Origin of the sequence: Shivajiella indica (genome assembly GCF_042683085.1) — a bacterium.
Classification (GTDB): Bacteria; Bacteroidota; Bacteroidia; order Cytophagales; family Cyclobacteriaceae; genus Shivajiella; species Shivajiella indica.
The window spans coordinates 1-22,180 of record NZ_JBHUIV010000010.1; the positions used below are offsets into that span (position 1 = coordinate 1).

Genomic DNA, 22,180 nt, shown 5'->3' on the forward strand with positions numbered 1-22,180 from the left:
TTTTAACTTGAATTCATTTACAATTAAAGTTTTAAGGCTTCCTGCACTCCCTGCTTTCGGAAGCCTTATTTTATATCTCTAATATAGTGAAATTCAGTCAATTAACCGCTAACTAAACGGCATTAAATGATGAATTAAGAATGGGTGAGCTTTGGTAAGTATGTGAGATCAGTTCTTTAGGGAAGGAATTAAGAGCCAAGGCAAAAGGCAAAAGTAAAAAGTGGGAGCTTTAGAATGTTGGAGGGATCGTTTCTATAGTGAATGAGGATTTTTTTACCACAAAGCGCACCAAGACCTCAAAGAAATTAAAGATTTTGTGGGAAATTTGGCTTTTTCAATTTAGACGTTTTTTCCCAGTTTAAGAGGTGTCAAGAACACAAAGCAGCTTGCGCTGTTTCGCTTTGTGAATTTGAGGGATCGGTTCTGTTGGAGAAAAGGATTTTGTTAAACCACAAATTACACGCCTGCCTGCTGCAGACAGGGATAAAAAAGACCACGAATTACGCCAATTACACAAATTTGATATCTTTTTTTTGGCTGCTGAGTGGATCTAAATGTTTATGTGAATTCAAATGTGAGAAAAGGGATTAGGCGCGAAGCTTTCGGATTAACACTAATCCCAAGCTGTAGACCAGGTGTGAAATTGAATGAAACAGCCATGAAAGGGCAACATGTGACAGCCCGGAGTTTCAACCCCTGGTTGATGATGCCAGCCCATATCCAGAGCCTGCCTTTGCCAGTCAGGCAGGCTTGAACCAGTCACGGCTGAATCCAGCCCATGATGTGTCATGCTTAGTGGTGAAAATTTTTCTCCAATTATTTTCATCAAATTGTAGGATTTCCATTGTAAAACTCTCAATTTATACCATACATTTACCTTTACATCAAATAGTACCTTTTTTGTGACTTCTTTTTTGATCATATCGCTTGATTTTGAGCTTCATTGGGGGCGTTTTGATAAAATCCCATTATCCGGTGCTTTGGACTATTACCGGGGAGCGAGATATGCCATTCCCAAAATGTTGGATCTCTTTGATCGGCATCATATACATGCTACCTGGGCAACAGTAGGCAGCCTGATGGCTGAGAATGAGGAGGAATGGAGGCAATATAATCCGGAAATACAGCCATCATACGAAAACTTAAAGTATTCCGCCTACCATTGGTTTACCAATCAGGACAGGATTGCAGGTGATGCCTTATTTGCTCCTGATCTGGTGAAATTGGTTATTGATTGTCCCTATCAGGAGATAGGTAGCCATACTTTTGCACATTATTACACTTGTGAACCGGGGCAGAGCGACGAACAGTTTCGTGCCGATTTGAAGGCAGCCCAGAAAATTGCGAAAGAAAAATTCAGTATTTCTCTGGATTCCCTTGTTTTTCCCCGCAATCAGGTTGATCGGCATTCCCTTCAGATAGCCAGGGAGGAAGGTTTCAGAACAGCCAGGACCAACCCAAAGGACTGGTATTGGAAGGATACCCATAGAGAAAACTTGATCAAACGGCTTTTTCGTACAGGAGATACCCTAATTTCCCTGGGAGAAAAAACTTCCTATACTTTGCCGGAAAAACAGAACGGGGACCTGTTACCCTTACCTGCTTCCCGCTTATTACGGCCCTATAGGAAAACTTCCCTTTTTAACCAAAAGCGGATCAACAGGATAAAGGAGGAAATGGAAAGAGCGGCCCGCTTAGGCGAATTGTACCATTTATGGTGGCATCCTCATAATTTCGGGCATTTCCCGGAGGAAAACCTTCAATGTCTTGAGGGAGTTTTACAGCATTTCAGGAAATTGGAAGGTGATTATGGGATGGTATCGAGGGGGATGGGTGGAATGTTGAATGAAGAATTGAGAATGAAGAATTAGAAATGTAGAATGGAGAATTAAAAATGAAGAATGGGTGAGCTTTGGTAAATATGTGAGTTCAGTTCTTTAGGGAAGGAATTAAGAGCCAAGGCAAAAGGCAAAAGTAAAAAGTGGGAGCTTTAGAATGTTGGAGGGATCGTTTCTATAGTGAATTAGGATTTTTTTACCACGAAGCGCACCAAGGCCTCAAAGAAATTAATAATTTTAGGGGAAAAGTTGTTTGGTTCAAATTTGGCGTTTTTTCCAGTTTCAGAACCAGCAAGAACACAAAGCAGCTTGCGCTGTTGCGCTTTGTGAATTGGTGGGAACAGTTCTGTAGGAGAAAAGGATTTTCTTAAACCACTAATTACACTAATTACACTAATTACACTAATTTTTGAATCCTTTTTTGGGCTGCTGAGCGGATCTAAATGCGCTTTTGTGAATTTGATGGGGAATGGGAAAAGGGATTAGGCGCGAAGCTTTCGGATTAACACTAATCCCAAGTTGTAGACCAGGTGTGAAATTGAATGAAAAAGCCCTGAAAGGGCGACCGATATAATAGCCCGGGGTTTTTTAACCCCGGGTTGATAGAGCCCAGCCCGTATCCAGAGGCGGAGCAATAAATATCATCGGAGCATATACGTGATCTCCGGAGATATGAAATTTGGATGTTTGAATTTCGGATTTCGGAATGGGGAGCTTTGAAAGTTTGGGAGACCGGTTCTGTATATTAAAATAGATGGAAACCTGCACGGAACCAGCCCTGTAGCGTCTGCCTTCCGCAGACGGGGATAAAAAAGACCACGAATTACGCCAATTACACAAATTTGATATCTTTTTTTTGGCTGCTGAGTGGATCTAAATGTTTATGTGAATTCAAATGAACTTGAGAAAAGGGATTAGGCGCGAAGCTTTCGGATTAACACGAAAATCCTCAGTTGTAGTCCATGTTTTGAAATGATACGAAACAGCCTTCAATGTGAATGGAGAGTGGAAAGTTGTCATTGTTGTCGGGTTGTCATGGTTTGAAACCTGGAAATTTCACTATTACATTTTATGAATAGTTATTTGGAAATTGAACGAACCAGCCCCAGAGGGGTGGTCTATCTATAGCCCAGGGTGAGGGAGGAACGACTGTAACCCTGGGTCAAATGTGCGGGCCCGACCCCAGGACCGGCGCTGAAAGTGGAATCGAAGAATGAGAGGAATCGCCGGCGAAAAGAAATGTGAATTTGTAAGTCAGCAGGCAGGCCTGTTTGCGACTAAAGCAGTATTGAACCAATCCGTTCCAAGTCATGAGTCTTGAACCAGTTCAATCAGATTATTTACAAATTATCTGTGGCCTTCAGCCCCAGGAAGATGGATATGGCTTGATTTTCCTTACGATGGGCTTTACCCATCGTTAGATTATGTCGGCCTTTCTGGCCTTTTGGCTTGAAGTCTTTCTGCCATAGTCCAGGCCCGACTTTTCCGGAAAGGCCTGAAAACTTGACCCATCTTTATTTTTAAAAATATTTTTTTCACCAAATCCAAACACAGAACCATGAAATCCAAATAATTTACAATCTATGACACTTAAAAAACCAAGGCCCTTGCACAGTTGAAATTGGCCATGGATAATTCCATAATTTAATTATATTTGACCTTGCAATAAGCCTTTATGCTTCTATGAGTAGATTGATTCTTTTTTCTTTTGTATTACTTTTTGGGGTGTCCTGTATCAGCAACAAACGGATTACATACCTGCAGAACCTTCCTGAAAACGAGCCCATTGGCCTAGATGAATTTATACCTTTTGCTGAATATGAGAAGAATTATATCCTTCAGCCTTTCGATGTGGTGGACATTGATTTTGCCTCAGCAAATGAGGAACTTACCAAAGCCTTTGAATTCCAGGGATCCAGAAATATGAGAATGGGAGGTGCTGGTATGATGGGAGCCGGTGATATGTTCTTTTTGACAGGATATGCATTAGATAGTGAAGGTAACGTGGATCTTCCTAGGTTGGGAAAAATAAAAATTGGAGGTCTCAATGAAGAACAGGCAAAATTAAAAGTTCAGGAGGCTATCAATGAATATTTTAAAGATGAGGTTTATGTGCGCCTGAGGATAGGAGGTATCCGTTTTACGGCACTTGGTGAATTCAGTAGTTCAGGGACTAAAACTATCTTAAAGCATAGGGCAACTATCTTTGATGCCATCTCAATGGCAGGGGAATCGAATATTCTGGCCAAAAAGAACAAGTTATTTTTGATCAGACAATATGATGGGGGTTCTAAAATCCATCAGATCAATTTGAATGACCGGGCTTTATTAGCCTCTCCTTATTATTTTATCCAAAATAATGATATTTTGTATCTGGAACCCATGAAAATCCGACAGTTCGGAAACGCGGAAAACTTTTCTGCCTCCTTGGGTTTGATAATTTCCGTAACCACATCGTTATTGTTGTTGTTTGCCCTGGTGACTGGTAATTTATGATTGACGGGAAGATTGATATTTCGAAATTTGAGGACGATGTCAAACCTATTGACATCAAATACTATCTGGTAAAATACTCCAGGTATTGGCCTTTGTATGCCATCTGCATTTTTATAGCCTTGGTGATCGTATTTTTATTTCACCGCTATTCTGTGGAAGAATATGAACTCAGGGGTAGTATCCTGATCAAACAGATGAATACGCCAGAGGTCAGAATTTTGGATAGGTCCAATATTTTTTCAGGAAGTAATAATCTGGAAAATGACATCCTATTGTTAACCTCTAAAAACCTGGCAGAAGAGGCTTTGAAAAAACTGCATTTTGATGTGAGTTATTTTGCTTCCACCAACATTAAGGAAGTGGAACTTTATGACAAATCGCCCATCAAAGTGGAGGTGGATTGGAGTTTCAATCAGATGGGTTCCAGTGTCATCAACTTCACCGTTTTATCTGAAGAAGAATTTACCCTGACCAATGAAGAGAGGGGATTTTTTGATTTTCTTTCCGCCAAAGCTTCAGGGCCTTTTGATGAACAGCTATTGAATAAAACCTACCGTTTTGGGGAAGTAATTCAGACGGATAGGTCAAAGTTTACAATCCATAAGGAGAAATTTATGCGTCCGGGTGACGAGCTTTTTTTCATTATCCATCATCCAGCAGATGTTATTGATAAGTATTCCAGGTCAATTACGGTAAGACCGGTAAACAGTTATGGTACAGTATTGCAGATCTCCACGGTTACCCAAGTGGTTGAAAAAGGAAGGGATTATATCAATGCGATCATGGAATCCTATCTGGATTATGAGCTCAAGGAAAAAAACAGGATCAATGAAAAGACCCTGACTTTCCTGGATGAACAGATGCAGGTTTTGGAAGATTCTTTGAAGGCAGTGGAGAACCAATTGCTGAGGTTTAAGGTAGACAATAAGTTGCTAGATGTGAATTCAGAATTTGGAGGGGTTTTGGGCAATATGCAGAGTATGGGGAATTTAGTACAGGAAATTGATTTCCAACTGAGTTATTACAAGTCACTTCAGGCTTATCTGGCGGAAAGAAGCAAGGATTATAGTGAAATAATGGCACCATCCATAGTGGGTTTGAATGATAATTTTTTAAATACCATGATCGGGAATTTGGTGGAGCTGTCTCTGGAAAGAAGAAAGGTGTTGGTACTGGTCAATGAAAACCATCCGAAAGTAAGGGAACTGGATGAGCAGATTGCCAAGTTGAGGGAAAATATATTTGAAAATATTGATAATCTGGTCATCAATACCGAAAGAAGGAGGGAGGAGGCATTGAAGAAGCAGGATGTGCTGGATGATAAATTCGCACAACTGCCCCAAACAGAGTCCAATTATACCCATATCTTCAGGCAATACCGATTGAGGGAAAATTTATACAATTATTTGCTGGAAAAGAGGGCTGAAGCACGTATTGCGAAGGCTTCCAATGTGTCGGATAATTCCATATTGGACTTTGCAAGGAGAGGGGATCTGGTATTTCCCAAAAAGCCACAGAACTACGGTATGGCGGTTGGTTTGGGATTTTTTATTCCGTTATTGTTTTTGCTGGGATATCACTATTTCAACAACAAGATTATGGATCAGATCCAGTTGAAAAGCGCTATCCGAATACCTTTGTTGGGGACCATTGGCCTAAGTACCAAAGATACCAATATGTTGGTGGCTGAGCATCCCAAAAGTATGGTGGCGGAATCCTTCCGGTCCCTAAGGTCTGCTTTGTTTTATATAGCCAGTGATAAGCAATGCAAGAAGATCCTGGTCACTTCCTCAGTTTCAGGCGAAGGAAAGACCTTTGTGAGCCTTAACCTTGCTGCGGCGATGGCTTTGAGCGGGAAGAAAACCTGTTTGATCGGTATGGACCTTAGAAAACCAAAGATCGGGGATTATGTCGGTGTGGAGTCAAAAGTTGGACTTTCTTCTTATTTGGTCAATAAGGCAGAGAAAGAAGATATTGTCATAGAAACCAAGTATGAAAATCTGTACCTGGTTCCTTCAGGACCTATCCCTCCAAATCCTGCCGAATTGTTGTTAAAGGACAGGATGGCAGAGTTTATCCATTATCTGGAATCAGAATTTGAGGTAATCATCATGGATACACCGCCGGTGGGTTTGGTTTCAGAAACGATGGATTTGTTGCGTTTCTCAGATGTTAACCTTTATATAGTGAGACAGAATTATACCCATAAAAAATACCTGTTGATGATCAATGACCTGTATGCCAATGATCAGATCGGGAATGTCTATGCGGTATTCAATGGCATGAAGGCAGGGGGTAATATTTATGATTTTGGAGGTTATAATTATGGGTATGGGTATAATTATTCCTATCTGAGAAAGAACAAATACACAGGTAATTATTACGAAGTGGATGACAAAAAACCTTCTACACCATGGTTGGATAGGTTGTTGAATAGGTTTAGGGTGTAGAGTGATGAATTAAGAATGAAGGATGAAGGGAAAAAGTTGTCATTGTTGTCGGGTTGTCGTGGTTGGAGCTTTGTGGTTTTTTGGGATCGGTTCTGTTTTGTACCTTTTATCACTTTTTGCCTGGATTTCAACTAATAAATTGATGCCATGAAACTACTGGGATTAATAGGTGGGACCTCTTGGCATTCCACTATAGAATATTACAGACTGATCAATGAACTGGCAGGAGAAAGGATCGGGCATGATCAAAATCCTCCTTTGTTGATCTACAGCCAGAATATACAGTTGATGCGGGAGCAGGATAAGGAAAAAATCAACAAAACTTATTTAGAAACCTCTCAGAAACTGGAAAATGCCGGAGCTGAGGGAATTCTTATCTGTGCAAATACACCCCATATGGTCTATGATTATGTACAGCCCAGGATAGGAATTCCCATTTTACATATCGCAGAGGCCATCGGCAGAAAGGCTCAGGAACTCGGGTTGAAGACACTGGGCCTATTGGGCAACAAACCAACCATGATGGGTTCCTTTATTCCTTCCTACCTCCAAAAACATTTCGGTATCAGTACTTTAATTCCTGATCATCAATATATTGACCTATCCCATTTTTTTGTGTCCAAAGAATTGACATTAGGTAAATTCACAGAAGAAGCAAAAACTTTTTATTTGGAGCAGATGCGGCTTCTGGCTCAAAAAGGAGCAGAGGGTATGATTATGGGATGTACCGAATTACCGCTTTTAATCCAGCAGGAAGAGAGTCCATTTCCTTTGATTTCCACTACTCAATTGCATGCACAGATGGCGGTGGATTTTATTTTTGGGTTAGGAACTGGGAATTTCGGAGGTTTTGAACCATTAAGTAGTTGAGGTATTAAGGGGTTCATTAAGAATGACCTTATGAGCCAAGGCAAAAGTAAAAAGGCAAAAGTGGGATTTCGGATGGCGGATTTCAGGACCGAGCGTTAAAAATTTGTCCAGTGGTCCCGAGGGATCGGGATAGCGAGGGGCCAGGTTGTAGGGTAGCTTAAAACCATTTAGGAGTTGAGGTATTAAGGGGGGCATTAAGAATGACCTTAAGAGCCAAGGCAAAAGTAAAAAGGCAAAAGTGGGATTTCGGGAAAGCGGGAGCTTTAGTAAGTTTGGGAGACTGGTCAGATTATAGAATAAGAATTTTTGAACCACTAATTCCACTAATTTATTAAATCCTGGATGGATCGGATTTGAGAGGCTTTAATGTTTATGTGAACTCGAATGGAATGGGAAAAGGGATTAGGCGCGAAGCTTTCGGATTGACACGAAGATCCTCAGTGTTAGAACAAAGTGTTAGATTGGATGAAAATGGGAGGCACCCGCCTGATCGGACGGGCAGGGATTACGCATATTGGACAGAATGCCATGGATTAATGATTCATTTTTGAATTATCAGTGGCTTTCAGCCCCGGGAAGTCCTAGCGGGATGGACATGGTAAATACGATGGGCAGTACCCATCGTTTGGTTATATTGGCCTTTCAGGCCATTAGCTTAAGGAAAATAATTTATAAGCACCAAACTTGAACGGAGTTGAGGATCATGAAACTTAAACAATCCGCGTTTTGAAATTGGAAATTGAATGGATCAGGCCTGTAGGGCCTGCCTATCGGCAGCCCTGGGTGAGGTTTACCGAAACCCGTGGTTGATTATGTCCGGCCCATTCCCAGAGCCTGCCTTTACCAGTCAGGCAGGCCTGTGCTGAAATTGAGATCGGAGAATTGATGGAATCGCCGGCGGTAAGGATGGAGAATGAAGAATTAGGAATGAAGAGTTTTTCGAGGTTGTCATGGTTGCCAAGCTTGCCTGCCGAAGGTAGGTTGTCGTGGTTGGAGTCTCGAAGGTTTGAGGAGTTCGGTTCTGTAGGAGGAGGATTTTTTAATTACGCAGAGTTTCACAGTGAAATCACGGAGAGTGAAGAGTTTGTGGTTGTTGGGATGTCATGGTCAGAGACCTGGAAATTTGACTTTTTCTTTCCAGTTTAGATTATAGGAAAAATGATTGAAACAGCCCTGTAGGGGCGATAGATATCATAACCCGGGGTATTAGCCCCGGGGACAGTGGCTAAGCCTCAGCCCCTAAGCCGGCGCTTTAAATGGAATCGGGGAATGGATGGGATCGACGGCGATAAGTAATGTGAATTTTTTAGGAAGCAGTCAGGAGACTGAATAGGAGTAAGAGCCAAGGCAAAAGGTAAAAGTAAAAAGGATGGAGCTTAGTGAGTTTATGTGACCGTTTCTGTTGGAAAAAAGGATTTTTTTACCACTAAGCGCACCAAGGCCTCAAAGAAATTAAAGATTTTTGGGGGGGAAGTCGGTTTGTTCAATTTATCGTTTTTTCCAGTTTTGGAGGTAGAAAGAGCACTAAGCAGCTTGCGCTGGGTCTCCGGTAGGTTTAAAAGGAATGTGAACATCAAAGTCCCATCGGGACGAAAGATATAATAGCACGGGTGAGGTTTACTGAAACCCGTGGTTGATTATGTCCGGCCCATTCCCAGAGCCTGCCTTTACCAGTCAGGCAGGCCTGTGCTGAAATTGAGATCGGAGAATTGATGGAATCGCCGGCGATATGGAATGAAGGATGAAGAGTGAGGAGTGAAAAATTTCGGATTTCGGAAGGCTAATTTCGGAAAGAACCATAGGAATGTAGAATGAAAAGTAATGAATTAAGAGTGGGGGATATAAACAAAAACATCCTATGGAATAGAGCCATAGGATGTTTTTTTATGTTGTCTAAGAGGATATGCGATTTAGAAAATCGCATTACTTTGGAAAATCATATTACTTAAGAAAGTCGCATTACAATTACATCTTCTGCGCTTCCTTCAAATTGTCTTTGGCCAATTCAAAATTAGGATCTATTTCCAAAGCCTGCTGTATGGCCTCAATCGCTTCAGGTTTATTTTTCTGGTACATGTAAATCATTCCTTTAAGGTTCAATGCAGCTGCTTTCAGGCTGACTTCCTGCGTCTCATTATTAACCGTTGGGAAACCTATTTTCTCTTCTGATGCTTTTGGGTTTTTGATCAGCATATTGACAGAGTTCAAAGCTTCTTCCTGACGGTTCATGGAATACTGCATGTAGCCCGTTTTGTACAAGGAAAAAAGGTTACCCGTCAAGAGGTAATGTCTTTCAAAATTAGGTAAAGCCCTGTCCAATGCACCCAATTGTTCAAGTGAATAGGCAGCAATTTCCAATCCCGTAATACTTTGGTCATTTCTTTCCAATAGGTCCAAAGCAGAGACTGCAGCTGAAGTGAATTGCCCAGCCTCAAAATACAAGTTAGCCAATAATTCAGGGTAACGTGTATTTGTAGGATTTCTTTCCATCAATTCAAACAGCTTCATCCGGGCCACCGGAAGGTCATTGTAACGCATGGCCATTTGGTAAACCCTTTGATCGGCCTCATTCCTTTTTCTGAGGGATTCTGCATCCTGTGCAGCTGGTTGATCCTGTGCCTCAGCCAAAGTGGCCATGCAAAGCATGATGCCCAATAGTAATGTAATCTTATTCATATAATTGTTTATGTTTTCTTTTTTAATCCTTTTTGGGCCGCTAATTTATACAATAAGTTCAAAGCTTCAGCTTTATTGTTCTGAATTTGTCCTTCCAAAATAGCTTCTTTGATTTCTTCTTTCAAATCTCCCACCGTTCTTGAGGGTTTTAAGTCGAAAATTTCCATGATTTCCTCTCCGGAAACAGGGGGTTGAAAGTTTCTGACCTGGTCTTTTTCCTCGACTTCGATTATTTTTTGTTCCACCTTGTCAAAATTGGCCAGGAAGCGTTGGACTTTGTTGTTGTTTTTGGAAGTGATATCTGCCCGGCAAAGGGTCATCAGGTCATCCACATCATCCCCCGCATCAAAAAGTAAGCGTCGTACCGCAGAGTCGGTGACTTTGTCGGACACCAAGGCAATGGGTCTTAGGTGTAATCTGACCAATTTTTGAACATACTTCATCCTTTCATCCATGGGTAGTTTGAGTCTCCGGAAGATACCCGGAGTCATCCTTGCCCCTTTATCCTCATGGCCATGAAAAGTCCATCCAGCTTTGGGATGAAATCTTTTGGTAGCCGGTTTGGCAATATCATGCATGATGGCAGCCCACCTTAACCAAAGGTTATCCGTTACTGCTGAGATATTGTCCAATACCTGAAGGGTGTGGTAGAAATTGTCCTTATGGGATTTATCACCGACAGAATCTACACCCTGTAATTCTACCATTTCCGGGAAAAACTGCTGCAACAGTTTGCTTACAAAGAGCAACTTAAACCCATAAGAGGGTTTGGGGGTCATGATGATTTTATTCAATTCATCAACGATCCTTTCTGAGGAAACGATCTGAAGTCTATGCGCATCATGAACAATGGCCAAAAAGGTGTCTGGTTCAATGTCAAATTTCAACTGCGCGGCAAAGCGAACGGCGCGCATCATCCGCAGGGGATCGTCTGAGAAAGTTATGATGGGATCGGTGGGGGTTTTGATAATTTTTCGTTTGATGTCTCCCATCCCGTCAAAAGGGTCAATGAGTTCACCGAAATTATGTGCATTGACAGAAATGGCCATGGCATTTATGGTGAAATCCCTTCTTTCCTGGTCTTCCTGAAGGGTGCCGTCTTCTACAATGGGTTTTCTAGAGTCATGACGATAGGACTCCCTCCTGGCACCCACAAATTCCACCTCCCAGTCATCCAGTCTGATATTGGCAGTGCCGAAATTTTTAAAGATAGAGAGAGGTACATGTTCGACAAAACTATCAGCTACTTTTTCGGCCAATACAATACCAGACCCAACACAGACGAAATCAATATCCTTACAGGGTCTTTTAAGTATTAGATCACGTACATAACCTCCCACAACGTAAGTTTCAAGACCCATTTGATCTGCAATCCGACCAACTCTTCTGAAAATATCAACTTGTTCTAATTGTTCTTTGAAATTCATGCTTTTAGGATTTTGACATCCCCTTCGGAACCCAGATACAATTCCTTGGTTCCGGCGCTCAACAAAGGGAAAAATTCAGCCGTTTCAAAATCAAATTCCTGTATTTTGCTGTATTGCAGTATCAGAGGGCGGGAATGTGCAAATAAGATTTTGTTCCAGAAATCTTTTCTGATCAGGGAAAAACGGACACAGCCATGCTCAATGGGGCCCTGTTTTAGGATCCGGTTGGCTGGGGTATGGTAAATGGTGGGTTTGGTGGCAAATTCAACGATATCGAGAGAAACTTCTGAGAATTGTTCCGCGACTGTTCGAATCTGAAAGAGATCATGAAACAGAAAAATTCCTTCATAATCATCCGTTTCAGGATTCCAGTGATTGATGTCAATCAATTCAAGGACAGTACCGTTGCCTTCTTTGATACGAACCCTTCCTTTTTCCTTGATTTTATTGGCTATCTCTTTTGCTTCCACTTTTCTTTTTTTGCAAAAATACGGCAGATTATCGAGAGGGGAAAGGCAAATTTGAATTTCCAATAATTCAATTACAAAAAATCAAAATTCAAAACCAAAATTTCAAACTCCAAAATCCATAGAGAAATGAAAAAGCTCCAATTTTTTAAACTATAAAGGTATTCATTAATGAAGATTTTTCGAACCACAAGAGTTCACAAAAGGGAACAAAAGTTTATTTTGGATTGGATTTTTAGCTTATGCAGATATGATCCTGCTTCTGGAGAAGCGGGATGACATTGTGCGGCGACCACAAAGAATTCGAACCACAACAGTCCACAAAAGGAAACAAAAGTTTTTTATAGAATGGATTTTTTGCTTATGCAGATATGAAGGTATTCATTAATGAAGATTTTTCGAACCACAACAGTCCACAAAAGGGAACAAAAGTTTTTTATGGATTGGATATTTTTATAGAGGTAGATATGATCCTGCTTCTGGAGAAGCGGGAAAACTGACCGCAAAGATTTCGAACCACAAGAGTTCACAAAAGGGAACAAAAGTTTATTATGGATTGGAGTTTTTTATTGAGGTAGATATGATCTTGCTTCTGGAGAAGCGGGATAACTGGTGTTGGGACCACAAAGAATTCGAACCACAAGAGTTCACAAAAGGGAACAAAAGTTTATTATGGATTGGAGTTTTTTATTGAGGTAGATATGATCCTGCTTCTGGAGAAGCAGGATAACTGGTAACTGGTGCGGCGACCACAAAGAGTTCGAACCACAATAGTTCACAAAAGGAAACAAAAGTTTATTATGGATTGGAGTTTTTTATTGAGGTAGATATGATCCTGCTTCTGGAGAAGCGGGATGACATTGTGCGGTTTGGAAAACCGCACTACAAGGAAGAAAACCGTACTACAAGGAAGAAAACCGCACTACCGGACTATGGTTTTAGGAAAAACCGCATTTTTTGTTTTCCGGTACTTCCCAATCCAACATAGAATTTGATAGCACGGGCATTGAACTCCGGAGTTTGCCATTGTATATTGATACACTTGTTTTCTTTGGCCACTTTACGGATTCTTTTCATAATTTCTGCCCCAATACCTGCGCTCCTGCAGTTTTCATTGAGGTAAAGGCAATCCATATACAGAAATGGCGCGGCCTCCCAGGTAGAAAAATCAAAAGTAAATGAAGTAAAGCCTTCTGCCTTTCCATCGATTTCCACAATCCATACATTCAACCTCTTGGGGGTTCCGAAAATGGCTTCTTTTAATCCCTCCAATTTTCCTTCGGGAGAATATTCTGATTTCTCATAGGCTGCATGGGCTGCACATAATTCCACTAAAACCGGCAAATCTTTTTCTTCACAAGGTCTGATCAGGTATTTCATGTTTTTTAAGCTTGGGTTGTCCAAAAGTTTATTCAGAAGGGAAAATGAGGAAAAATTTCCATTTCTCGAAAATATGACTGAAAAAGTTTGAAATTTTTCTGATTTAAAAGGCCTGATTTAAGGCGGAAGGATTAAGTCAGAAGTATGAAGGTGGAAGGATAAAGGATGAAGGTGGATTTAGGTTAAACGGTAAGTTGGAAAAACAAATACATAAAACATCAGCCCTGAAAAAAGGGATGCTATCAGGAAACAGGCTACAAAAATCCGCCAGAAATGAATGATGTCCCGTATTTTTCCGTTTTTTTCTTTGATCCGTTCTATTCCGCCTGGAATATAACCATGAAAAAGGGCCAATGAGGTCAAAAAGTAGGATGTCAATAACACCAATATGCTAAAGAATATTTCAATGGTAAAATAACTCATACCACCAAATATATAGAACTGGGCAATTTAATTTCAGTGTGTAATTAATTGTTAATCATAAGATAACACTGGATTGATTTTAACTTAAAATAAGCAATCATCAACATAAGAGGCATTGAATCGGTATATAATGTATATTTGAATTTAGACTACTAAATTAAGTTCTGGGTTATCAAAAAAATTGTCAAAACATTTTTCAAGGTGGTAGGCATTGCCATAGCAACTTTATTGCTCTTGGTGGTCGGATTGCTTTTTTTTATCAGAAGTCCATGGGGTCAGGACATCATTGTACAGAAGGCGGTGTCTTTTCTCTCCAAAAAAACGGGTACGGAAATTAGGATCGAACGCCTTTTTATCACTTTTCAGGGAGACCTTTACCTGGAAGGACTCTATGTAGAAGACTTAAATCAGGACACCTTGATTTATTCACAAAAGCTCGAAACTGGGATAGGGTTGAAAAGTCTGCTGCAAGAGGGAACTATTTCGGTTTCCAAACTGGAATGGGAGGGGGTGAAAGCTTCGGTCCGCAGGGACAGCCTGAAGCAGGAATTCAATTTTGATTTTATATTGTCGACTTTTGTTTCTGATCCACCAAAGGAGGAGGTGGTAGCCAAAGAGCTGAGTCCATTTCCAACTATTGAAATCGGTCCGGTGGATTTAAAGGGTTTTGATCTTACATACGAAGATCAGGTTTTGGGGATAGATGCCCATGCCATTTGGGATCAAATCCAAATTCAGGTTGAGCTTTTGGATTTGAACAAAATGAATTTTGATATTGAGCAGCTATTTATATCAGATTCCAAAATCGACTACTTTCAATATAAACCTTTTGAATCAAAGGAAGAGAAGGAACCCTCCGACATACCTTTGCCACTTGTGGTTTTAGACAGGCTGCAATTGGACCGAGGGGATTGGCAATACAGCTCTGTACCTGATGGTCTCCATGCCAGCGCCCAATGGGAAAACCTCTCCCTTTCATTGCCTGAGGGAAATCTGGAAGATCAAAAAATCCTGTTAAAAAATCTTGAACTAAGGGAGGGAGATTTTTCTTTGGAATTAAGGGATCCGGACAGTGAAGCTTTGGCTGAGAAGAAAAAGGATTCAGAGAAAGGAAAGGAGGAAGTGAGTTTTTCATTGCCGGATTGGTGGATAGAGGTGGGGAATGTAGACTTTGAAAATACCAAAATTGCCTTCACCCAATCCGATGGGAAGATCCGAAAAGGGCAATTTAATCCGGAGGCCATCTTTTTGGATAATTTTAACTTTTCCGCCCACAGTATTTTTTTGAAGGAGAAAAAATCAGGGTTTGAAATTGATAGACTGGCTTTCAAAGAGGGGAGTGGCCTAATTTTGGAAGAATTCAAAAGCCAGTTGGTTTTAAATGAAAAGTCTTTAAAAATCAAAGATTTAAGAGCAGTTACCGGAAGTTCGGAATTGTCTTTTGATTTGGGTCTGGTTTTTTCAGACTTGGACAATTTTATTAGAAATCCCGGAAAAACGTTTGTTGATTTGAACCTGAAAGGCTTGAAAACTGATGCCAAAGAGGCACTGTTTTTCGTTCCTGAGCTGTCAGAAGACAAATATTTTCAGCAATTGGTGGCCAATGGAATTTCAGCAATGGGTAAGGTGAGGGGAGATATTAACCAACTTCAGATTCCTGAATTTTTACTGACTTATGGAGATAATTCCTCAATTACCGTTTCATCTGCAGTGTTAAACAATTTTATGGATCTGGAGGCTTTAGGTTATGATATTTTAAATATTGAACTGCAAACCAAATCCCATGTAGTGAAGCCTTTTATAGGGGATATTGATTATGACCTTCCTGAGGATTTATGCCTCCTATTAACTACAAAAGGAGGGATTCGGGATGCATTTGCCAATCTGTCCATTTCCACCTCTGATGGGGACATTTTCTTTAATGGGAATCTTGATTCAAATGATATATATAGGTTGGAAAGTGCAATTTCCCTTGAAAAACTGGATTTGGGTAAGATTTTAAAAATACCGGAATTAGCACCTTTGACTTTTGTAAGCCAAATATCAGGGCATGGTACAGGACTTTATGATTTGGAGGGGATGATCAGTTTTGATTTTGAGGAATTGACCTGGAATGAGAATGATTTATCCGCATTGGAACTCCAATTGACAGCCAAGGATACCATGGCAGAACTGAAAATGGAATTCGCTCAAGAATATCTTGATTTTTTGTTGGAAGCTGGGGCCAGTCTCGACAGTCTTAATCCGGGCATGTCCTTTAATCTTGCCATAGATAAGATACAATCCTTGGACATGGGTTTGACTCAAAAGGATATTTCCGGAAAAATAAATATCAATGGGTCATTAGGAGGATCCTTGGATAGCCTGACAGCAAAATTGAGTATTCTGGATAGTTATTTATTCCATGAAAAAAAGACTTACCCTATTGGAGATTTTATTGTCAATGCGCTGATTGCAGATACGCAGACAAACCTGGACATAAACTCTGATTTTTTGACCGGATCTTTCAAAGCAAATACATCTCTAGGAAAATTGACCAATTCTTTGAAAAATTATCTGGAAGAGATCTATACGGGGGAATCCGGCCTCATAGAAAATTTTGATTTTCAGGCCAAGTCGAATTTGTGGTTTCATCCAACACCTTTTATTGATAAATTATTAGTAGAAGGTATGGAGGAGATGGATACCTTATATTTTGAATTTGATTATGATTCAGGGGAAAAGAATTTTGCTACAAAATTAGATCTCAAGAAGATCCAATATAATGGAGCTCTGTTGGATTCTTTTTTTGTGGAAATTCATGGGGATGCCAATTCTATGTGGTCTGAAACTGCTTTTAAAAAGCTCAAATCCGGGCCAATAGAAATGCCCGAGACGCATTTACGGGCTGATTTTAAAGAAAAAAGCCTTGAATTTGAATTCCTATCATTGGACGATGAAGGGGTGATCATAGATGTTTTTAACCAAATCAATTTTTCATCGGACACCATTTATTACCATGTGCAATCCGAGGGGCTCATTTTCAACAGGGAATCCTGGAAGGTGCCTTCGGATAATTTGCTCACCTATTGGCCTGGCTATTTGGGATTTAAGGATTTTATGTTTAGTAAAAATGGACAGACTATCAATTTTACAAATTCCCTTGAAAAAATCAATGAGGAGCATATTGGGGCCATTATGAGCAATTTTGAGCTCAATACCTTATTGGGTTTCCTGAATCCTTATGATCCTTTATTTACCGGGAATGCCAATGGGGAGTTGGTAGTAGTGAACCCCTTTGAAGCAATAGGGATAATTGCAGACCTGTCCATTGAGGAAATTGAATTAATTGATATACCTCTGGGAAATTTGGACTTAAAAGCCGATGCCACATCTTTGAGGGATTATGAATTTTTACTTTCACTGAAAGAAGGTATTTCCGAATTGGATTTGGCAGGAAAAATCCATATTGATTCAATGAATTCTAATCTGGATTTGAAGTTAGACCTTCATGCGCTGAAAGTCGAATTGCTCGAAATGCTAGCAGAAGGGGAAATAAAAGAAGCAAAAGGGATCATTTCAGGATCAATTGACGTGACCGGCACTGTTCAATCCCCTCAATATCAAGGTGAATTGAATTTTTCGGAGGCTTCTTTTAAGCTGTCACAATTGGGCAATGTTCTTAATTTCCCCAATGAGACAATCAAAATCAATAATTCCGGATTAAGTTTTAATGATTTCTCTATCGTAGATGAAAGCGGACAGGTATTTACCATTAATGGAAAAGTCATCACGGAAGATTTTGCCGATATAGGATTTGACCTGAAATTATTTGCTGAAAATTTCCAACTGTTGAATTCCACCAGGGCCGATAATGATTTGTTTTTTGGTAAAGCATTGGTAGATCTGGATCTTAGGATTCAAGGAAACTTCGAACTTCCGGTCATCGATGCCAGGGTAAAAGTAAACCGAGGAACAGATTTGACCTTGATTTTACCTGAAGATCAGCTGAACTACATGGAAAGAACCGGCATTGTATTATTTGTCAATCATGAAGATCCTTATGATATTTTATATCAGAGGGACTCAGAAATTGTAGCCAAGGGAGTAAAGGGATATGATATTACCGCCAACCTTCAGGTTGATCCTCAAACCGTGATCAATTTTATTGTAGATGAAAGGACAAATGACAATCTCAGGGCCCAAGGTCAGGCAGATCTCAACTTAACCATGGACCCTAACGGCGATATAACTCTATCAGGGAGGTATGAGGTCCGGAGTGGTCACTATGAACTGAATTTGTTTGGTCTGGTCAATAGGAGGTTTTTATTTGCCGAAGGCAGTACCATTCTCTGGACCGGGGATGTATTGGATGCCAATCTTAATATAACGACCATTTATAATGTCAGGACTTCCCCAGCAGAACTGATGCAGGCCCAACTCAGTGGTACCACCACAGATACCAGAAGTCAGTTTAGACAGATTTTGCCATTTATGGTCTATCTGAAAATCAATGGAGAACTGCTTCAGCCTGAGATTTCATTCGAATTGGACATGCCTGAGGAAAGCAGGGGATCCTTTGAGGGGAATGTCTATTCGATGATCCAACAGGTAAACCAACGAGATGATGAGTTGAACAAACAGGTTTTTTCCCTTTTGGTTCTCAATCAGTTTTTTCCTATGATGGGAAATGACGGTTCATCCGGTGGTTCTGTTAACCTCGCCAAATCCAGTGCTAACCAGATTCTCTCCAGTCAGCTCAATACCTTTTCAGATAGGATATTTGGGGAAACTGGTTTTTCCCTTGATTTTGATCTGGATACCTATACAGATTACCAGACAGGATCTGCAGAGGACAGGACCCAACTTAATGTTGCTGCCAAACAGAAATTAATGGATGACAGATTGATTATTTCTGTGGGAGGACAAGTTGATGTGGATGGAGGCAGTCAGCAGGCACAGCAGGGAAATACTGTTTTTGGGGATGTAAGTCTGGAATATTTATTGGACGAGAGGGGGAGATGGAGGGTGACAACTTTCCGTAAAAACCAGTTTGAATCAGTCATTGATGGTCAATTGATCATCACGGGTATTTCTTTCATTTTTAACAAAGAGTTCAACTCATTTGTGGAGCTTTTAAAAAGGGCTGAGGAAGAAAAATCAAAAGAAAAAAAGAAAAAAGGAAAAAATGAAAAGCAGGATTGTGATGTATTGCCCAAAGAGCAAGATGAAGCCAAACTGGAGGATGAAATTGAAAAGTTAGACTAATGCGTAATCTGATTTCCATAGGTTTGATTTTGATGATTCTGCTGGGTTCCTGCAGTGTGAAAAGGTTTATTCCTGAAGATGAAAGCTTGTATACCGGTGCTGAATTGAAACTGAATGTTGATTTACCTAAAAAAGAGCTAAAGGGGTTACAAAGTGAATTGGAGGCATTAATTAAACCGGATCCAAACCGTAAATTTCTGGGATCCAGATTCAGGCTTTGGTCACATTACAAAGGGAGCAAAGAAAAGCCCGGGTTTATCAACAGATTTTTAAAGAACCAGTTTGGGGAAGAACCGGTATATTTCAGTCAGGTCAATCCAGAAAGGTCCATTTCTATTTTGCTTAACCGTTTGGAAAACAAGGGGTATTTTTACGGAATTGCAGATCTGGAAAGAGTTGATAAAAAGAAATTCACCAGTCTAAACTATAGCTTGAATTTTGGGGAAGCCTATCGTTTGGCAAAGTTTGAGGTGTTGGGGGATTCACTTGGAATTTTGCAGGAAATAAAATCCAACATGGATAAAACCTTATTGGTAAAAGGAGAGCGATTAGACCTGGATATTTTAAAAAATGAAAGGAGCAGGATTGAAAGGGTTTTAAAGGACAAGGGTTATTACAATTTCGGAGCTGATCTGTTGATTTTTGAAGCGGACACCAATCAATATGAAGACCGTAGGTTTGATTTATACCTACGTCTGAAAAGTGATGTTCCTGAGAAAGCTATTTATCCTTACTCCATCAATGAGATTACGGTATTTCCAAATTATGTCCTGAATTCTGAAATGCTTAATGCAGATACGGTCAGGGTGAAAGGGGTAGATGTGATACAGGAAGGGGTGGTTTTTAAACCGGATTTATTGGTTCCTTATGTATTGTTTAAGGAAGGGGATAAATTTGATCCCCAAAAATCCCGGTTGACTGCCAACAGGCTTTCAGCTATAGGCAATTTCAGGTATGTCAATATTACTTTCGATGAGTCGGATTCCCTGAAAAATGAAGATGGCACTTTACCTTTGAATGCCAATATTCTCTTATCCCCATTGAATAAAAGGTCAATAAGGGCAGAAATCCAGGCAGTGACCAAGTCCAACAGTTTTGTAGGCCCTGCTTTGATACTTACATATCGGAACCTCAATATTTTTCATGGAGGGGAAATGTTTTCCCTTTCTACCAAAGTAGGTTATGAAACGCAGATAGCCCAAGGTGATCGGGAAAGGTTGACATCTATTGAACTTGGCGCTCAGGCAGGGGTAACATTTCCCCGGGTAATCTTTCCGGTTCCTGTCATGAACAGGTTTCAATATGCCATTCCTAAAACAAGGATAAGCATAGGTTATGAGTACCAATATCGCTCAGATCTTTACAAAATCAATTCCTATAACACAACTTTTGGTTATTTCTGGCAGGTAAACCGACATGTTTATCATGAATTCAATCCTATTAGTCACAGTATTTTCGATTTGAGGGAAACAACCCCTGAGTTTGAGGAGATCCTGGACCAGAACCCTTTCCTCAGGAGGAGTTTTGAGCAGCAATTTATTTTTGGGATGAATTATACCTTTAATTACAACCAACTGGTGGATGCAGAAAGAAAACACCCCATATTTTTTGGGACAACTCTTGATTTCGCCGGTAACAGTCTGAGGTTGTTCAATGAGTTGTTAGATACCGATAATCCGGATCAGGTTTTCGGATTGGAATATGCCCAATATATGAGAATGGATGTGGATTTTAGGTATTATTGGAGGATTACCAGAGAAACCAATTTGGTCAGCCGGATCTTTGCAGGCGCGGGTATTCCTTTGGGAAAGTCACTTTCACTTCCTTATGTAAAGCAATATTTTTCAGGTGGTCCCAGTAGTGTAAGGGCATTTAGGATTAGGGCTTTGGGTCCGGGAACTTTTATTCCCGAGGATGTGAATACGAGTGGTTTTTTTGATCAGGCAGGTGATATACGGTTAGAAGGAAATATGGAATTGAGGTTCCCATTCAATAAATACCTGAAGGGGGCGGTTTTTGCGGATGCCGGTAACGTTTGGCTATACAATGACAATGAGGCTTTGCCAGGGGGAAAATTTACCGATCAATGGTTTAAGGAATTGGGTGTTGGGGTTGGCTATGGTATGCGGATTGATATACAGCTTTTCGTCCTGCGTTTTGATCTGGCCATTCCTATCCGAAAGCCATGGTTGCCTGAGGATCAAAGGTGGCTGGATTCTTTTCAACTCGGCAGTAGGGACTGGAGAAGGGAGAATATGGTGTTGAATTTTGCGATAGGATATCCTTTTTGAATGACCAATTACCAATGACCAATTACCAATGACCAATGACCAATTACCAATGACCAATTACAAATTACAAATGTCCAAGTTCCAAGCTCCAAAACACAAAAGTATAAGCTCCAAAATCCAAATGTACCATGTACCAAGTACCAAGATAAAGGGACCGATTTCCAAAGTTCGAACAAATTCCGAAATCCTGTGTCACGTCCTGAATTTACTTGACACTTTTTTCTTTGTTTTTTCTTTTGTTTTCAATCCTCTTAAATGCCCTATAGCCCAAGTAAGGAGACCTGGCAAGGCCGGAGCGAAGCGACGTTTATTTAGCCTTGACAGGTTTCTGTCTTGGGCTACTTTTGCGTTTGAGAGATGAAAACACTGATACACTCTCATGTATTTCAATAGGCTTCTTCATATTTAATGAACAATGTGGCCTCTTTTCATTGTAGGCCCATACTCCATGCCTTACTGCTGCAAACGCCTCTTTGAGATTCTTAAACATGTCCCCAAGTTTATATTCAATTTTTAGAATCCCGTTGACCCGCTCTGCCATTGCATTATCATAGCAATTTCCCGCTTCTCCCATACTGGACTTTATCCCTTCCTTTTCCAGTAATTCAGTGTATA

The 22,180-nt window shown here is 40.4% G+C and carries 14 protein-coding genes; 7 read left to right on the forward strand and 7 right to left on the reverse strand.

Translation table 11 applies throughout. The features are described from left to right. Positions 1–613: 613 nt before the first annotated feature. Positions 614–922 (reverse strand): hypothetical protein, encoded by a 309-nt coding sequence (locus ACFSKV_RS03420; RefSeq protein ID WP_380800393.1) that lies wholly within the window; start codon positions 920–922, stop codon positions 614–616. Here ACFSKV_RS03420 and ACFSKV_RS03425 point away from each other — a divergent pair. From ACFSKV_RS03425 to ACFSKV_RS03445, 5 genes are all read left to right on the forward strand, one after another. Further along, complete coding sequence (locus ACFSKV_RS03425) at positions 903–1,871, forward strand: polysaccharide deacetylase family protein (RefSeq protein WP_380800394.1); 969 nt, start codon at positions 903–905, stop codon at positions 1,869–1,871. The two genes, ACFSKV_RS03420 and ACFSKV_RS03425, sit on opposite strands and share 20 nt — an antisense overlap. Positions 1,872–3,521: 1,650 nt before the next feature. Further along, entirely contained in the window at positions 3,522–4,334 is an 813-nt protein-coding gene (locus tag ACFSKV_RS03430) for a polysaccharide biosynthesis/export family protein (protein ID WP_380800395.1), read from the forward strand. Continuing rightward, positions 4,331–6,784, forward strand: a complete 2,454-nt coding sequence (locus ACFSKV_RS03435) for a GumC family protein (protein ID WP_380800396.1) — start codon at positions 4,331–4,333, stop codon at positions 6,782–6,784. The genes ACFSKV_RS03430 and ACFSKV_RS03435 overlap by 4 nt, the downstream gene beginning before the upstream one ends. Before the next feature lie 147 nt (positions 6,785–6,931). Next, a complete protein-coding gene (locus ACFSKV_RS03440; protein ID WP_380800397.1) occupies positions 6,932–7,654 on the forward strand; it encodes an aspartate/glutamate racemase family protein in 723 nt (240 codons plus the stop codon). Between the two features lie 885 nt (positions 7,655–8,539). Next, positions 8,540–8,800, forward strand: a complete 261-nt coding sequence (locus ACFSKV_RS03445) for a hypothetical protein (protein ID WP_380800399.1) — start codon at positions 8,540–8,542, stop codon at positions 8,798–8,800. Positions 8,801–9,619: 819 nt separating this feature from the next. On the opposite strand, the gene ACFSKV_RS03450 is transcribed toward ACFSKV_RS03445, so the two are convergent. From ACFSKV_RS03450 to ACFSKV_RS03470, 5 genes are all read right to left on the reverse strand, one after another. Further along, positions 9,620–10,330: a tetratricopeptide repeat protein gene (locus ACFSKV_RS03450; RefSeq protein ID WP_380800400.1), complete on the reverse strand. Its 711-nt coding sequence runs from the start codon at positions 10,328–10,330 to the stop codon at positions 9,620–9,622. Between the two features lie 8 nt (positions 10,331–10,338). Next, positions 10,339–11,757 (reverse strand): CCA tRNA nucleotidyltransferase, encoded by a 1,419-nt coding sequence (locus ACFSKV_RS03455; RefSeq protein ID WP_380800401.1) that lies wholly within the window; start codon positions 11,755–11,757, stop codon positions 10,339–10,341. Beyond that, positions 11,754–12,227 (reverse strand): hypothetical protein, encoded by a 474-nt coding sequence (locus tag ACFSKV_RS03460; RefSeq protein WP_380800403.1) that lies wholly within the window; start codon positions 12,225–12,227, stop codon positions 11,754–11,756. The genes ACFSKV_RS03455 and ACFSKV_RS03460 overlap by 4 nt, the downstream gene beginning before the upstream one ends. Positions 12,228–13,154: 927 nt before the next feature. After that, entirely contained in the window at positions 13,155–13,604 is a 450-nt protein-coding gene (locus ACFSKV_RS03465) for a GNAT family N-acetyltransferase (RefSeq protein WP_380800405.1), read from the reverse strand. A 177-nt stretch (positions 13,605–13,781) separates the two neighbouring features. Next, positions 13,782–14,027, reverse strand: coding sequence for a hypothetical protein (locus ACFSKV_RS03470; RefSeq protein ID WP_380800407.1), 246 nt, complete (start codon positions 14,025–14,027; stop codon positions 13,782–13,784). Positions 14,028–14,228: 201 nt separating this feature from the next. Here ACFSKV_RS03470 and ACFSKV_RS03475 point away from each other — a divergent pair, with 201 nt between their 5' ends. Continuing rightward, complete coding sequence (locus ACFSKV_RS03475; RefSeq protein ID WP_380800408.1) at positions 14,229–19,274, forward strand: translocation/assembly module TamB domain-containing protein; 5,046 nt, start codon at positions 14,229–14,231, stop codon at positions 19,272–19,274. Continuing rightward, entirely contained in the window at positions 19,274–21,565 is a 2,292-nt protein-coding gene (tamL, locus tag ACFSKV_RS03480; RefSeq protein WP_380800410.1) for a translocation and assembly module lipoprotein TamL, read from the forward strand. The genes ACFSKV_RS03475 and tamL overlap by 1 nt, the downstream gene beginning before the upstream one ends. 307 nt (positions 21,566–21,872) lie before the next feature. On the opposite strand, the gene ACFSKV_RS03485 is transcribed toward tamL, so the two are convergent. Then, positions 21,873–22,180: integrase core domain-containing protein (locus tag ACFSKV_RS03485; RefSeq protein WP_380800412.1), on the reverse strand; the 308-nt coding region annotated here is incomplete at its 5' end.